This window comes from Methylovorus sp. MP688, from assembly GCF_000183115.1.
GTDB lineage: Bacteria > Pseudomonadota > Gammaproteobacteria > Burkholderiales > Methylophilaceae > Methylovorus > Methylovorus glucosotrophus.
The window spans coordinates 339,705-353,383 of the sequence record NC_014733.1 but is presented as its reverse complement, the minus strand read 5'-3'; the positions used below and the strand labels follow the sequence as shown (position 1 = coordinate 353,383).

Sequence of the window (13,679 nt, the reverse complement as noted above, 5' to 3'; positions counted from 1 at the left end):
GCTGGGACGCAGTCTATCCTTTACTCTCGTGTTGGCCTTAACCAGCGGTACCCAGAATCATGTTAAAAGAAACCAGATCCACCTGTTGTTATTGCGGCGTTGGCTGCGGCGTCATCATCACCAGCGAAGATGACCGCATTACCGGCGTGCGCGGCGATCCCGATCATCCGGCGAATTTCGGCCGCCTGTGCACCAAAGGCTCCACGCTGCACCTCACGGCCAAGCTGGATACGCGCGTCTTGCAACCCGAAATGCGCACCAGCCGTCAGGCCCCGCGCCAGCCTACTGATTGGGATACGGCGCTCGACCATGTGGCATACCGCTTCGCCGAGACCATACGCGAGCATGGCCCCAACAGCGTGGCGTTTTATATCTCCGGCCAGCTACTGACCGAGGATTATTACGTCTTCAACAAGCTCGCCAAAGGCCTGATCGGCACCAACAACGTCGATACCAACTCGCGTCTGTGCATGAGTTCCGCCGTGAGTGGGTACAAACTGACACTAGGTGCCGATGCACCGCCGGCCTGCTATGAAGACATCGACCACACCGCCTGTCTTTTCATCGCCGGCTCAAATACCGCCTATGCCCACCCCATCATTTTCCGCCGCATTGAAGATGCCAAGGCCCGCAATCCGGACATGAAAATCGTGGTAGTCGACCCACGTCGTACCGATACCGCCACCTTTGCTGACCTGCATCTGGCCATTCAGCCGGGCACCGACGTCGCCCTGTTCAATGGCATGCTGCACATCATGCTGTGGGAAGGCATGCTGGATCAGGCATTTATCCGTGAGCACACCAACGGCTTTGATGCGCTGAAGGAAACCGTGCGGGAATACACGCCGAAGATGGTGGCGGACATTTGCGGTATCCGCGAGGCCGATCTGGTGACCGCCGCCAAGTGGTTTGGTAGCGGTCCTTCACTTTCCATGTATTGCATGGGGCTCAACCAGTCTATTCATGGCAGCGATAAAAACGCCGCCCTCATCAATCTGCACCTCGCCACCGGGCAAATCGGCAAACCGGGCGCAGGTCCGTTTTCGCTTACCGGCCAGCCCAATGCCATGGGCGGACGCGAAGTGGGTGGCATGGCGAATCTGCTATCCGGCCACCGCGATCTGGATAATCCAGAGCATCGCGCCGAGGTTGCCGCCCTGTGGGGTGTGGAGGATGTGCCCGCGGCAGCAGGCAAGACCGCCGTCGAGATGTTCGATGCCCTGAAATCAGGCGAAATCAAGGCAATCTGGATCGCCTGCACCAATCCGGCGCATTCCATGCCCGACCTCAACCAGGTACGGGCCGCGCTGGAGAATGCCGAACTGGTGGTATTGCAGGATGCGTACGGCAATACCGATACCAATATCTATGCCGATGTGGTGCTGCCCGCCACCAGCTGGGGCGAGAAAGAAGGCACCGTCACCAACTCCGAACGGCGCATTACGCATATCACCCCAGCCGTCGCCAAACCGGGGGCAGCCCGCCATGACTGGGAGATTGTGGTCGATTTTGCACAGCGTCTGGAACAGCGCATGGGCAAGGCAAACACGCTGTTCAACTATCTGGTGCCCGAGACGATCTTCAATGAGCACCGCGAATCCACCCGCGGTCGTGACCTCGATATTACCGGCCTCAGTTATCAGCTTCTAGATACGCAGGGACCACAACAGTGGCCGCTTAACGAGAAGGTAAGCACTGGCTTACAACGCTTATATAGTGATGGCATTTTCCCCAAACCGGATGGCCGCGCGCAATTTCATATCGCGCACTACAAGCCCACCGCCGACAAAACCGATGCGCGACAACCTTTGCATTTGCTCACCGGACGCCTGCGCGACCAGTGGCATGGCATGAGCCGCACCGGCACCGTGGCCCAGCTGTTCAACCATGTGGATGAGCCAGTGATTTCGCTCAACCAGCAGGACATGGAGCGGCACCAGATCAAGCCGGGCGACTTGGTCAAGGTCAGCAATAAACGTGGCAGCCTGACATTGCGGGCGCAACCATCCGATGAGATCCAGCCGGCGCAGAGTTTTATTCCCATGCACTGGGGCAGCCAGTTCATGAGCGGGCTGGGCTGCAATGCGCTGATGCCATCGGCGTTTGACAAATTCTCACGCCAACCCGAACTCAAGCACACCGCGGTCAAGCTGGAGAAAGTCGAGCTGCCATGGCGGATGACCGTGATGCGCAACTACCACGACATGCAGTTGTTGGAGGCGATTCGCCGCCTGCTGCCCGGTTTCGACTATGCGAGTTGTGGGCTTTATGGGCGCGGCAACGGTATGGTCGTGCTGCAAGCCGCCCACCATGCGGCCCCCGATGCCGCGGTGATAGATGCGCTGGATGCGCTGCTGGGTATGACAGAAGGCGCGCCCATGCTGAATTATCAGGATGCACGGCGTGGTATCAGCAAGCGTATTCTGGTGGAGCCCGACGCCGCGACCGGTCACCAGCAAGTCACTGGTGTGCGGCTGATAGGCGAAACCCTGGCTGCCGAGTGGCTGCGCGAAGTCATGACGGAAGGCCAGTTCAGCGATGAGCTGAGGCGCTGGGCGCTGGCGCCATTGAGTGCGCCACCCACCGGCCAGAGGAGTCGCGGCAAGATTGTATGCAATTGTCTGAATGTGGCAGAGAACGAAATTATTGATACCATACAGATGGGCGCTGATTTCATTACCCTGCAAAACAAGCTGAAATGCGGTACGCAATGCGGTTCATGCGTGCCCGAACTGAAAAAACTGGTACAACTGCACGGCAGAACTGCCGCTTAACCATAAGGACAATCCATGAAATTCGTTTACATCGGCCTGCTGCTGGCCGCCCTCACTCCCTTCGCCCATGCCGCTGATAGTGAGGCGCAAGACATCACCGGTACCACTGACAAGGGCGAGAAAGTCGTGCTGCACCCGAATGGCCGCTGGGAATTCGTGGATACGGCAAAAGCAGCTGAAGCCAAGGAAATCGCCAAGCAGTTCCCGGAAAACCAGGGCTGTCCATCCAATATGCAAGGCGGCTTCCTCGGCTTTGGTCGTTGCATTCCGCAAGGCGACAAGGATTACAACCGCGGCTCCATGAGCGGCAAGGGTCGTTAAGTTATTCCTGATACGTGCTCTTTGGAATGGCCTTCATTTTTAAAGAGCACGGTTTATTTCCTCAATCCAGCGCATACTACAAGCCAAGTTAGTCTTCACTCCCGGTGTGCGCTGGGCTGAATCAGTACCACGCTATTCCCCCACAGCCTGAAAACAGGCTCAGCAGTCGTTTGCTGGCATGGTTCATGCTGGTATTCATGGCCGTGGCAGGTCATGTTGGCCTGCCATCTGAATAAGTCCAAAAACGTTCGTGACCCAAAGATTCGTGACTCAAGACTCGTGAACTTAAGAACAGTTGTGAAGGATTCGCATGGCCATACGCGTTGCATTGCACCACAAGACCAGCTACACCTTTGATCGCCTGGTTAATCTCTCTCCGCATGAAGTACGGCTCAAGCCCGCGGCCCACGCCCGCACGCCGGTGTTGTCGTACTCGCTGACGGTAAACCCGGAAAAGCACTTCATCAACTGGCAGCAGGATCCCTACGGCAATTACATTGCACGCTTTGTGTTCCCGGAAAAAGTCACCCAGCTGGACTTCACGGTGACGCTGGTGGCCGATATGACGGTCATCAACCCCTTCGATTTTTTCGTGGAAAAATACGCCGAGCAGTTTCCTTTTGCCTATACCGAACAACTGGAATACGAACTCGCTCCCTACCTGAAAGCGGAACCGGCAGGCCCGAGGCTGGCCAAGTGGCTGGACGACACGCGCAGCCAGCTATTGGCCTCACCACTCAGCATTGCCAATTTCCTGGTGGCCATCAACCAGCGTCTGCAAGGCGATATCGGCTATCTGGTGCGCATGGAGCCCGGCGTGCAAACGCCGGAAGAAACGCTGGAAAAACGCAGTGGCTCCTGCCGCGACAGCGCCTGGCTGCTGGTGCAGATACTGCGCCACCTTGGCCTGGCTGCGCGCTTTGTCTCCGGCTATCTGATTCAGCTCACCGCCGACATCAAGGCGCTAGATGGGCCCAGTGGCACCGAGGTGGACTTCACCGATCTGCATGCCTGGACCGAAGTGTATATCCCCGGCGCCGGATGGATAGGCCTGGACCCGACCTCCGGCTTGCTGGCAGGCGAAGGCCATATTCCGCTGGCGTGTACCGCCATGCCCGCCTCGGCTGCGCCGGTAACCGGCTTTACCGACATCGCAGAAGTTACGTTTCACCATGAAATGAGTGTCACGCGCATACACGAAGACCCGCGCGTCACCAAACCCTACAGTGAAGAAGACTGGGAAAAGATAGACCAGATAGGTCAGCAGGTAGACCGTGATCTGCAAAAGCAGGATGTGCGGCTCACCCAGGGTGGGGAGCCCACCTTTGTATCGATCGATGACATGGACGGCCCCGAGTGGAACACCCAGGCCCATGGCGACAAGAAACGTGAGCTGGCAGGCAAGCTGGCGCTGCGGCTGAAAGAGCGCTTCAGTCAGGGCGGCCTGCTGCATTATGGCCAGGGAAAATGGTACCCGGGCGAGCCTTTGCCGCGCTGGGCCATCAATATGTACTGGCGTGTGGATGGCCAGCCCATGTGGAGTGATGCCTCGCTGTTTTCCAAGGATGGTCAGCCGGAGAATTACGACGTAGCCGAGGCCAGACTGTTTGCCACCAGCTTGGTGGAAACATTGGGTCTGCCCCCGGCCTGCATGATAGAAGCGTATGAGGATGTCATGCAGCAAGCCTTGCTGGAACAGCGCCTGCCGGACAATGTTGACCCCCTGCAGGCCGACCTTGGTGCCAGCGAAGAACGCAAACGCCTGGCTCAACTGCTGGAAGTGGGCCTGGGCAAAGCCGCTGGTTATGTGATTCCGCTCAAGCCGGAATCCACCAGCAAAACCACCAGCTGGCGCACCAGTAAATGGCCGCTACGCCGCGAGCATCTTTACCTGTTGAGCGGCGACTCGCCCATGGGCCTGCGCCTGCCATTAGCCTCGCTGCCATGGGTATTGCCCGACGATGTCGAGCCCGAGTTTGCGGTGGATCCCTTTGAAGCCAGAGCAGACTTGCCGGAAAAACCTCTGGCCCGCAGCAAGCCCGGCAAGGCCAGCCTGAAAAAACCGGAAGCGCGCGAGGTAGTGCACACCGCGCTGTGCGTGGAAGTCCGCGGCGGACGACTGCATGTATTCATGCCGCCCGTGTCGCGCATTGAGGATTACCTGACCCTGGTGGCGGCGGTTGAAGCCACCGCGGCCAAGCATCAGCTCAAGCTCTGGCTGGAAGGCTACCCACCTCCTCGCGACGCACGCATCAAGTCACTCAGCGTCACGCCTGACCCGGGCGTGATCGAGGTCAATATCCACCCGGCAGCGAGCTGGCAGGAGCTTGTGGGTAATGTCACCACCCTGTATGAAGAAGCCCGCCAGACCAGGCTGGGCACCGAGAAATTCATGCTGGATGGCCGCCACACTGGCACCGGCGGTGGCAACCACGCCACCCTGGGCGGCGCCACCCCGGCCGACAGTCCCATGCTGCGCCGACCGGATGTATTGAAAAGCCTGATTACCTATTGGCAAAACCACCCGGCATTGTCGTATCTGTTTTCTGGCACCTTTATCGGCCCCACCAGCCAGGCGCCCCGTGTGGATGAAGCTCGCGACGACAATCTCTACGAGCTGGCGATTGCCTTTCAGCAAATGGACAAGGTATTGCCAGACACCACGGAGAGTGAGCGCCCGTGGCTGGTCGACCGGCTATTGCGCAATCTGCTGGTGGACCTGACAGGGAATACCCACCGTTCCGAATTTTCCATCGACAAACTCTATTCGCCTGATGGCCCGACTGGCCGTCTGGGCCTGGTAGAATTCCGCGCCTTTGAAATGCCGCCCCATGCCCGCATGAGCCTGCTGCAAATGCTGCTGCTACGGGCGCTGGTGGCGCATTTCTGGCGCAAGCCATACCAGGGCAAGCTGGTGCATTGGGGCACCGAGCTGCATGATCGCTGGATGCTGCCGCATTTTATTGCGCAGGATATTGCCGATGTGGTGGCGGACCTGCGCGAAGCGGGTTATGCCTTCGAAAAACACTGGTTTGATCCTTTTGTGGAATTCCGTTTCCCGCGTTACGGCACGGTCAACTACCACGGCGTGGAGCTGGAATTGCGTCAGGCCATCGAGCCCTGGAATGTGCTGGGCGAAGAGATGAGCGGCGGCGGCACCTCGCGCTATGTGGATTCCTCGGTAGAGCGCATGCAGTTGCGCGTGCGCGGCCTGACGGATGGCCGCCATATCGTCACCTGCAATGGCAGACCTCTGCCGCTGCAAGCCACCGGCATTGCCGGCGAATATGTCGCGGGCGTGCGCTTCCGTGCCTGGAGCCCCTGGTCCGCCCTGCACCCTACCATCGCGCCGCATGTACCACTGGTGTTTGATCTGGTCGATACCTGGAGCGGGCGGGCAATAGGTGGTTGCACTTACCACGTCAGCCATCCCGGTGGGCGCAATTACGACAGCTTCCCGGTCAATGCCTTTGAGGCCGAGGCGCGCCGCTTTACGCGCTTCTGGGATCATGGTCACACGCCGGGGGCGGTATCGATTGCGGAAGAACCGCGCAACCCGAAATTCCCGTTTACGCTCGACCTGCGGTGGCAAGCTGTTTAATATTGCGCCATGCTGTCTTCGATACTGAACGAATACCCGTTTGCGGCAAACTCTCATAACGAGCTGCTGCAATCGCCCGGAACGCCCCGCCCTCACTGGCAGCCACTGATAGATTCATTGAGTGGTGAAGAGCCTGCCGAGATGCGCAAGCGCGTTGAAAACGTGCGTCGACTGGTACATGAAAACGGCCTGACCTATAACGCCTACGCCGACACTCAGGGCGGGCAGCGGCCCTGGGATCTGGACCCCCTGCCCTTTATCCTGCCGCAGGATGAATGGGCGCATATCGAAGCCGCCGTCATCCAGCGCGCCACCATCCTCAACACCGTGTTGCGCGACATTTACGGTGAACAGACACTGATGGCGCAAGGCATGCTGCCACCAGCCCTCATACACGGCAATGCCGGTTTCCTGCGCCCGTGCCATGGCATTCCGCAGCCGGATGGCGTCGCTTTGCACATGTATGCCGTAGACCTCGCCCGCTCGGCCGATGGCCGCTGGTGGGTAGTGTCGGACCGCACGCAGGCACCTGCGGGTACTGGCTATGCGCTGGAAAACCGCATGGTGATTTCCAGCGTGTTTCCCGATCTGTTTCGTGACCTTAACATCCAGCGCCTGAGCGGATTTTTTGCCAGCCTGCGCGATAGCCTGGCCCACTGGGGACGTGAGTGTGCCTATCGGCAATCGCAAGCCAACCCCAACATCGCCCCGCTGAGCCCCAGCGAGCAGCCGCTAACCGTGATCCTGACGGCGGGGCCCTTTAATGAAACCTATCACGAGCAATCCTACCTGGCAGGCTATCTCGGTTTTCCGCTGGTACAGGGTAACGACCTGACCGTGCGCGAAGGCGTGGTCTGGCTGAAAACACTTGCTGGACTGAAACCCGTGCATGCCATTCTGCGGCGGCTAGACGATATTTACTGTGACCCGCTGGAGTTGAATGCCGAATCGCTGCTGGGCATTGCCGGGCTCACCGAAGTCGCGCGTCGCGGCCATGTGCTGCTGGCGAATAGCCTAGGCAGCAATGTGCTGCAATCGGGCGCGCTGATGGGCTTTTTGCCTGCGCTCAGCCAGCATCTGCTGAAGCAGCCGTTGATGTTACCCTCGGTCGCCACCTGGTGGTGCGGCGAGCCACAGGCGCTGGAGACCGTGATTGCCAATCTGGATCGCTTGCTGATCAAGAACGCCTTTTTGCACACGCGTGAAATCATGATTTACGGGCAGGACCTGGATGGCGCGGCACGCGAGGAGCTGATTGCGCAACTGCGCGCCAATCCGGAAAACTACCTGGCGCAGGAGCTGGTCAAGGTATCGCAGGCGCCAGTCTGGAACAGCCAGCTGCAGCAGATGCAGGCGCAATCGGTGGGGCTGCGGGTATTTGCCTGTGCCACGCCCAATGGTTATATCGTCATGCCAGGCGGCCTGACACGAGTAGCCAGCAATGCCAGCAAACGCGTGATTACCATGCAGGGCAGCGGCTGCAGCAAGGATACCTGGGTGATCACGCCCGAGTTCAAGCCGAACACGCCCAGCCTGCTGCGCAAGACCACCTCCAGTGCCGGGCTGGTGCATGACAACATTCACCTTTCCAGCCGCGTCATTGAAAACCTGTTCTGGTTTGGCCGTCATTCGGTGCGCAGCTACCATGCCACCCGACTGCTGCGCACGGCCATTCATTACCTGCTGGACTTCTCGCCCGAGCATCGGGCTGTGGAATGGCCTACCGTCAAAGCCATGTGTGTCTGGTACAACCTCATGCCGCCTGAAGATGAGGAGTCTGACGGCAATTACCCCCTGTTTGCCGAAGATGAAAACGCCATTGAGTGTCTGCTTATTGCGGCCATTTTTGCCAACGACAGCTCCAGCCTGGCCAATCACATTTCCCAGTTTTTCCAGCTGGCTTTCAGTTTGCGTGAACGCTTGTCGGGCGACCATTGGCGCCTGATCAACCAGCTGCATCTGCGCTTTGCCGAGCGTGATGCCCAAGCCTCCCTGAGCGAGGCGCTGGCAGTGCTGGATGAAACCAACACCTCCCTGGTCACCATCTCCGGCTTTACGCTGGACAGCATGACGCGTGACCAGGGCTGGCGCTTCCTGTCCCTGGGGCGCCGCATCGAACGCCTGCAGTTTCTGTGCATCCTGTTGCAAAAGGCGTTGGCGATGCCGGCCGAAAGCAGCCTGGACTGGCTGCTGGAACTGACCGATTCCATCGTCACCTATCGCGCACGCTATGCCGCGCAGCCGGAGTGGTTGCCAGTGCTTTATCTGTTGCTGATTGATGAAAATAATCCGAATGCGATGATGTTCCAGTTACGCGGACTGGTGAAATACCTGTCGCAGATATCGTCCACCTACAACGGCGGTGGCGGCGAAGGACGCATGATGGAGCGCATGGAAAGCCTGCGCGCGTTTGATGTGGATGCATCGTTCCATCACAACAGCCCGGAGTTGATGGTATGGCTGAGCGACACCTATCAGGCCAGCGTGGATATTTCTACGCAGTTGGGGCATCGCTTTTTCAGCTTCTCGGACACCACCGCCAACTAAACCGCCATGCGCTACCACATCCAGCACCAGACCGAGTATCAGTACGACTTTGATGTGACCCTGTCGCAGCACATGCTGCACATGACGCCGCGACTACTGGCATGGCAAACCACGCTGGCGCATCAGATCACCATTTCGCCCAATCCCAGCGAGACCTCGCAGCGGCTGGATTATTTCGGCAATTCTCGCCTGTATTTTTCCATTTACAGCCCGCACCAGACCTTGTCTGTCATCTCGGAATCCACAGTGGAAGTGCTGCCGCGCGTATTGCCTGCTTCACTAAGCCAAAGCCCGAGCTGGGAGTTTGTGAAAGAAGAGCTGATCCAGCACTACAACACGCATATCGAGGCGCAGGCGTTCCTGTTCAGCTCGCCCAAGGCGGGTCGCCACTACACGCTGGCGAATTACGCCGCGCCCAGCTTCACGCCCGGCAGACCCTTGCTCGAAGCGGCGCTGGACCTGACCCAACGCATCTACCAGGATTTTGAATTTGATGATCAGGCCACCAGCATTTCTACGCCTTTATCCGACGTGCTGGCCGGGCGCCGTGGCGTATGCCAGGATTTTGCGCATCTGATGATTGCCTGCCTGCGCAGCCTGGGCCTGGCTTGCCGCTATGTCAGCGGCTATATACTCACCACCCCACCCGAAGGCCAGGAGCGTATGATCGGTGCCGATGCCTCGCATGCCTGGGCCTCGGTTTACTGCCCGGATACGGGTTGGGTGGATTTTGACCCGACCAACAACTGCCTGGTGCAGACGGATCACATCACCGTCGCCTGGGGACGCGATTTCAGCGATATTTCGCCCATGCGGGGTGTAGTACTGGGCGGTGGCGCCCAGCAGCTGGATGTCAGCGTCACCGTGACCCCCATCGAGCAGAATTAGCCCGCTTCAGCGAGGCGCCATCCTAGAGCAGGCCGCGCTCCGCAAATGACAAGGTGGTATTGCCCGCCACAACAAAATGATCCAGCACCCGCACATCTACCAGATCCAGCGCCGTCTTCAGCTGAGCCGTGATCATTTCATCGGCCCGGCTAGGCTCGGCAACACCGGAGGGGTGGTTGTGGGCAAGGATCACCGCGCCCGCGTTGTAATAGAGCGCCCGCTTGACGATTTCCCGCGGATGCACGCTGGTCTGTGTCAGCGTACCCGCAAACATCTCCTCATGTGCCAGTACGCGGTTTTGCGCATCCAGAAATATCACCAGAAACACTTCACGCGGCAGCCCTCCCAGCTTGAGGCTGAGAAAATCGCGCACCTGTTGCGGCGAGTTCATGACATCGCGCGCCTGCATTTCTTCAGTGAGCGCACGCCGGCTCATCTCAAAAATCGCCTGCAGCTGCACATACTTGCTGCTGCCCATGCCCTTGATCCGGGAAATCTGTTCCAGGCTGGCGGCAAAAATACCGTTCAGGCTGCCAAACACCTGCAATAGCTCGCGCGCCAGATCCACTGCACTTTTACCGGTCACGCCTACGCGTAAAAAAATCGCCAGCAATTCAGCATCTGACAATGCGCTACTACCCTGCGTCAGCAGCTTTTCGCGCGGGCGCTCCCCTTCCGGCCAATCGATAATTGCCATACCTTATGTTTCCTCATGGTTGCCATCCGATTTCCCTGGCTGTGAGGTCCCCCACCAACGTCTGTGACAGATTTGCCGGAATATGCGCGCCATGCTGGCTGTCTGGAATGCGTCCAGCCATGAGTTCAGCGAAGCGTTGCGGATACAAGGGCTGCCGGTCCGGCTCGGCGTATCCCTCTGGGTAATGAGGTTGTGTAGTCGTCAGATCATATTTGTCGCGGGCACCGACGGTGTGCAGCAGCTCATGGGCAATCACCACATTGTTTTGCGCGGTTTGTCCGGGATCGGCATATACGTTCACCAGCCCGACGCGGCCTTTGCTGAGGGCGGTGGAATGCGGCAAGGTGGGATGCCCCGCCACATCAAAATAGAGCAGATAAAGGCGAATATCGGCTTTTATCGGCGTGGGCGGACTATGTCGCCAGGTCCACCAGCGAAAATGCAGGCTCCAGGTCATCGTAGACAGCATGCCCGCATTGCGCGGCGGGGGCGGTGGAATATCCGCAACCACAGGCCCAAGGTGCACGGCAAATGGCTGTACCTGCGCGAGATGGTATCGTTTGCCCTGCTCGGCAAAATATTCTTCAATTTGCGTCAGTTGTGCCTGATTCAGCCGGCGGATCGCCACATTGGAGGCTTCACTTAGATCGGCATTCACCGGGTATAGCGTGACATACAACGTGCGGTGCCAGTCCGGCTGCCCGTTTTTCAGCCAGGCTTGCTGGGCCACGGTCACCAACACAAACAGCAATACAAATATCCTGAGTTTTCGCCACATACCCTGCATCCCCGTTTAAATCGTGCAATCGGCAGACTGGCGCTGCCGTAATTTGTATTAAAATGAGCCCACTAATTCAAGAATTTATCATGACTCGTCCAATTCAACATCTGGTTGTCGGCATGACGGGCGGAATTGCCGCCTATAAAACCGCCGAACTGGTGCGCCTGCTGGTCAAACAAGGCATACAGGTAGACGTGGTAATGACGTCGGCAGCCACGCGCTTTATCACCCCACTGACCATGCAAGCCCTATCTGGTCGCCCGGTATACACCGACTTGTGGGATGAGCGCATTGCCAATGGCATGCCGCACATCGAGCTTTCGCGCCAGGCGGATGCCATTCTGGTCGCCCCTGCCAGTGCTGACTTCATGGCAAAACTGGTGCATGGTGCTGCCGATGACCTGCTTTCCACTTTGTGTCTGGCACGCGATTGTCCCTTGATCGTTGCCCCGGCCATGAACCGCCAGATGTGGGAACATCCTGCGACCCAGCGCAATGTCGCACAACTGCAACAAGACGGCGTACGCCTCATTGGCCCGGATAGCGGCGAACAGGCCTGCGGCGAAACCGGCCTGGGCCGCATGCTGGAACCGCAATCCATAGTGGATGCGCTGCAAGTTACATGCCCAAGCAACTTGCTGGCAGGCAAACGTATTCTTGTCACGGCAGGGCCCACCATCGAGGCTATTGATCCTGTGCGTGGCATTACCAATTTCAGCTCAGGCAAAATGGGCTATGCGATTGCCCAGGCGGCCATTGAGATGGGTGCGGATGTTACCCTGATCAGCGGGCCGACAGCCCTGGCGGCACCAAGGCACTGCACCACCATTCAAGTCACCAGCGCCCAGCAAATGCATGACGCCGTGATGGCGGAAGTGCGCGGGCAGGATGTCTTTATTGCGGTGGCCGCCGTTGCCGACTATCGCCCGCGAGAAATGCAAAGCCAGAAGATCAAGAAACATGCTGAGACCTTGCAGCTCGAATTGGTGCGTAATCCGGATATCCTGGCCGCGGTGAGCAGCCTGCCTGACCGGCCATTCTGTGTCGGCTTTGCTGCCGAGAGCGATCAGTTGCTGGAACATGCGCGCAAAAAACGGCTGCAGAAAAATGTGCCCTTGCTGGCGGCCAACCTGGTCAGTGAAGCCATGGGGGGCAACGATAGCCGTATCGTGCTGATAGATGATCATGGTGAATATCCGCTTCCTTCTGGCTCCAAGACCATGCTGGCGCACATGCTGTTGCAACATATGGCCGGCATGCTACCTCCTTCAACCACTTCTGACGCGAGTATCCCTGAATGAGCTTACAAGTTGACTTGAAAATCCTTGATGACCGTTTGCATCACATGATGCCAGGCTATGCCACCCCGGGTTCTGCCGGGCTGGATTTGCGGGCGTGTATTGAGCATACCCAAACCCTGCATCCGGGCGAGACCACCTTGATACCCACCGGCATGGCGATCCATCTGGCTGACCCGGGATATGCGGCCATGATCCTGCCACGCTCGGGTCTGGGTCATAAACATGGCATCGTGCTAGGTAATCTGGTCGGACTCATCGATTCGGATTATCAGGGCCAGCTGCTTGTCTCCTGCTGGAACCGTGGCAAGGAAGCTTTTCTGCTGAACCCGATGGAGCGCATCGCCCAACTGGTGATCGTGCCTGTTATACAGGCCAGCTTTAATATCGTGCAGGACTTCACTACAAGTGAACGTGGCGAAGGTGGCTTCGGCAGTACCGGAAAACATTAAAAACTAGCAATTTAACTTGAATTGCCGCTTCGTTTCATGGTATAAATGCGGTCTTTTCGAATTTCGGAGTCCGCCATGGCACGCGTATGTCAGGTAACCGGCAAAAAGCCGATGGTTGGGAATAACGTTTCCCACGCAAATAACAAGACCAAGCGTCGTTTCTTGCCTAACTTGCAAAACCGCAAGTTCTGGGTTGAAAGCGAAAACCGCTGGGTTAGCTTACGTATCACCAACGCAGCCTTGCGTACAATCGACAAGAACGGCATTGATGCTGTTCTGGCCGATCTGCGCGCCAGCGGCGAAAAAATCTAAGGATTCAT

General features: G+C 58.1%; 10 protein-coding genes. 8 read left to right on the top strand and 2 right to left on the bottom strand.

Going from position 1 to position 13,679, the window contains the following annotated elements; all coding sequences use genetic code 11:
* Positions 1–59 precede the first annotated feature (59 nt).
* From MPQ_RS01780 to MPQ_RS01760, 5 genes are all read left to right on the top strand, one after another.
* Positions 60–2,774, top strand: a complete 2,715-nt coding sequence (locus MPQ_RS01780) for a nitrate reductase (protein ID WP_013441168.1) — start codon at positions 60–62, stop codon at positions 2,772–2,774.
* A gap of 15 nt (positions 2,775–2,789) precedes the next feature.
* Positions 2,790–3,095, top strand: coding sequence for a hypothetical protein (locus MPQ_RS01775; protein ID WP_013441167.1), 306 nt, complete (start codon positions 2,790–2,792; stop codon positions 3,093–3,095).
* A gap of 310 nt (positions 3,096–3,405) precedes the next feature.
* Positions 3,406–6,696, top strand: coding sequence for a DUF2126 domain-containing protein (locus MPQ_RS01770; protein WP_013441165.1), 3,291 nt, complete (start codon positions 3,406–3,408; stop codon positions 6,694–6,696).
* 9 nt (positions 6,697–6,705) lie between these two features.
* Complete coding sequence (locus MPQ_RS01765) at positions 6,706–9,243, top strand: circularly permuted type 2 ATP-grasp protein (protein ID WP_013441164.1); 2,538 nt, start codon at positions 6,706–6,708, stop codon at positions 9,241–9,243.
* A 6-nt stretch (positions 9,244–9,249) separates the two neighbouring features.
* Positions 9,250–10,131 (top strand): transglutaminase family protein, encoded by an 882-nt coding sequence (locus MPQ_RS01760; protein ID WP_013441163.1) that lies wholly within the window; start codon positions 9,250–9,252, stop codon positions 10,129–10,131.
* 22 nt (positions 10,132–10,153) lie between these two features.
* Here MPQ_RS01760 and radC read toward each other — a convergent pair whose 3' ends face one another.
* Both radC and MPQ_RS01750 read right to left on the bottom strand, forming a co-directional pair.
* Positions 10,154–10,828 (bottom strand): DNA repair protein RadC, encoded by a 675-nt coding sequence (gene radC, locus MPQ_RS01755; protein WP_013441162.1) that lies wholly within the window; start codon positions 10,826–10,828, stop codon positions 10,154–10,156.
* A 13-nt stretch (positions 10,829–10,841) separates the two neighbouring features.
* Complete coding sequence (locus MPQ_RS01750) at positions 10,842–11,606, bottom strand: hypothetical protein (RefSeq protein ID WP_013441161.1); 765 nt, start codon at positions 11,604–11,606, stop codon at positions 10,842–10,844.
* A gap of 89 nt (positions 11,607–11,695) precedes the next feature.
* On the opposite strand from MPQ_RS01750, the gene coaBC reads away from it, so the two are divergent.
* From coaBC to rpmB, 3 genes are all read left to right on the top strand, one after another.
* Positions 11,696–12,910: a bifunctional phosphopantothenoylcysteine decarboxylase/phosphopantothenate--cysteine ligase CoaBC gene (gene coaBC, locus MPQ_RS01745; protein ID WP_013441160.1), complete on the top strand. Its 1,215-nt coding sequence runs from the start codon at positions 11,696–11,698 to the stop codon at positions 12,908–12,910.
* Positions 12,907–13,359 (top strand): dUTP diphosphatase, encoded by a 453-nt coding sequence (dut, locus tag MPQ_RS01740; RefSeq protein ID WP_041361939.1) that lies wholly within the window; start codon positions 12,907–12,909, stop codon positions 13,357–13,359. The genes coaBC and dut overlap by 4 nt, the downstream gene beginning before the upstream one ends.
* A 75-nt stretch (positions 13,360–13,434) precedes the next feature.
* Complete coding sequence (gene rpmB / locus MPQ_RS01735) at positions 13,435–13,671, top strand: 50S ribosomal protein L28 (protein WP_011478680.1); 237 nt, start codon at positions 13,435–13,437, stop codon at positions 13,669–13,671.
* Positions 13,672–13,679 lie beyond the last annotated feature (8 nt).

Excerpts from the sequence above, each read along its gene's own strand:
- MPQ_RS01780 (WP_013441168.1), top strand. The coding sequence starts at position 60 with ATGTTAAAAGAAACCAGATCCACCTGTTGTTATTGCGGCGTTGGCTGC.
- MPQ_RS01775 (WP_013441167.1), top strand. The coding sequence starts at position 2,790 with ATGAAATTCGTTTACATCGGCCTGCTGCTGGCCGCCCTCACTCCCTTC.
- MPQ_RS01770 (WP_013441165.1), top strand. The coding sequence starts at position 3,406 with ATGGCCATACGCGTTGCATTGCACCACAAGACCAGCTACACCTTTGAT.
- MPQ_RS01765 (WP_013441164.1), top strand. The coding sequence starts at position 6,706 with ATGCTGTCTTCGATACTGAACGAATACCCGTTTGCGGCAAACTCTCAT.
- MPQ_RS01760 (WP_013441163.1), top strand. The coding sequence starts at position 9,250 with ATGCGCTACCACATCCAGCACCAGACCGAGTATCAGTACGACTTTGAT.
- radC (WP_013441162.1), bottom strand. The coding sequence starts at position 10,828 with ATGGCAATTATCGATTGGCCGGAAGGGGAGCGCCCGCGCGAAAAGCTG.
- MPQ_RS01750 (WP_013441161.1), bottom strand. The coding sequence starts at position 11,606 with ATGTGGCGAAAACTCAGGATATTTGTATTGCTGTTTGTGTTGGTGACC.
- coaBC (WP_013441160.1), top strand. The coding sequence starts at position 11,696 with ATGACTCGTCCAATTCAACATCTGGTTGTCGGCATGACGGGCGGAATT.
- dut (WP_041361939.1), top strand. The coding sequence starts at position 12,907 with ATGAGCTTACAAGTTGACTTGAAAATCCTTGATGACCGTTTGCATCAC.
- rpmB (WP_011478680.1), top strand. The coding sequence starts at position 13,435 with ATGGCACGCGTATGTCAGGTAACCGGCAAAAAGCCGATGGTTGGGAAT.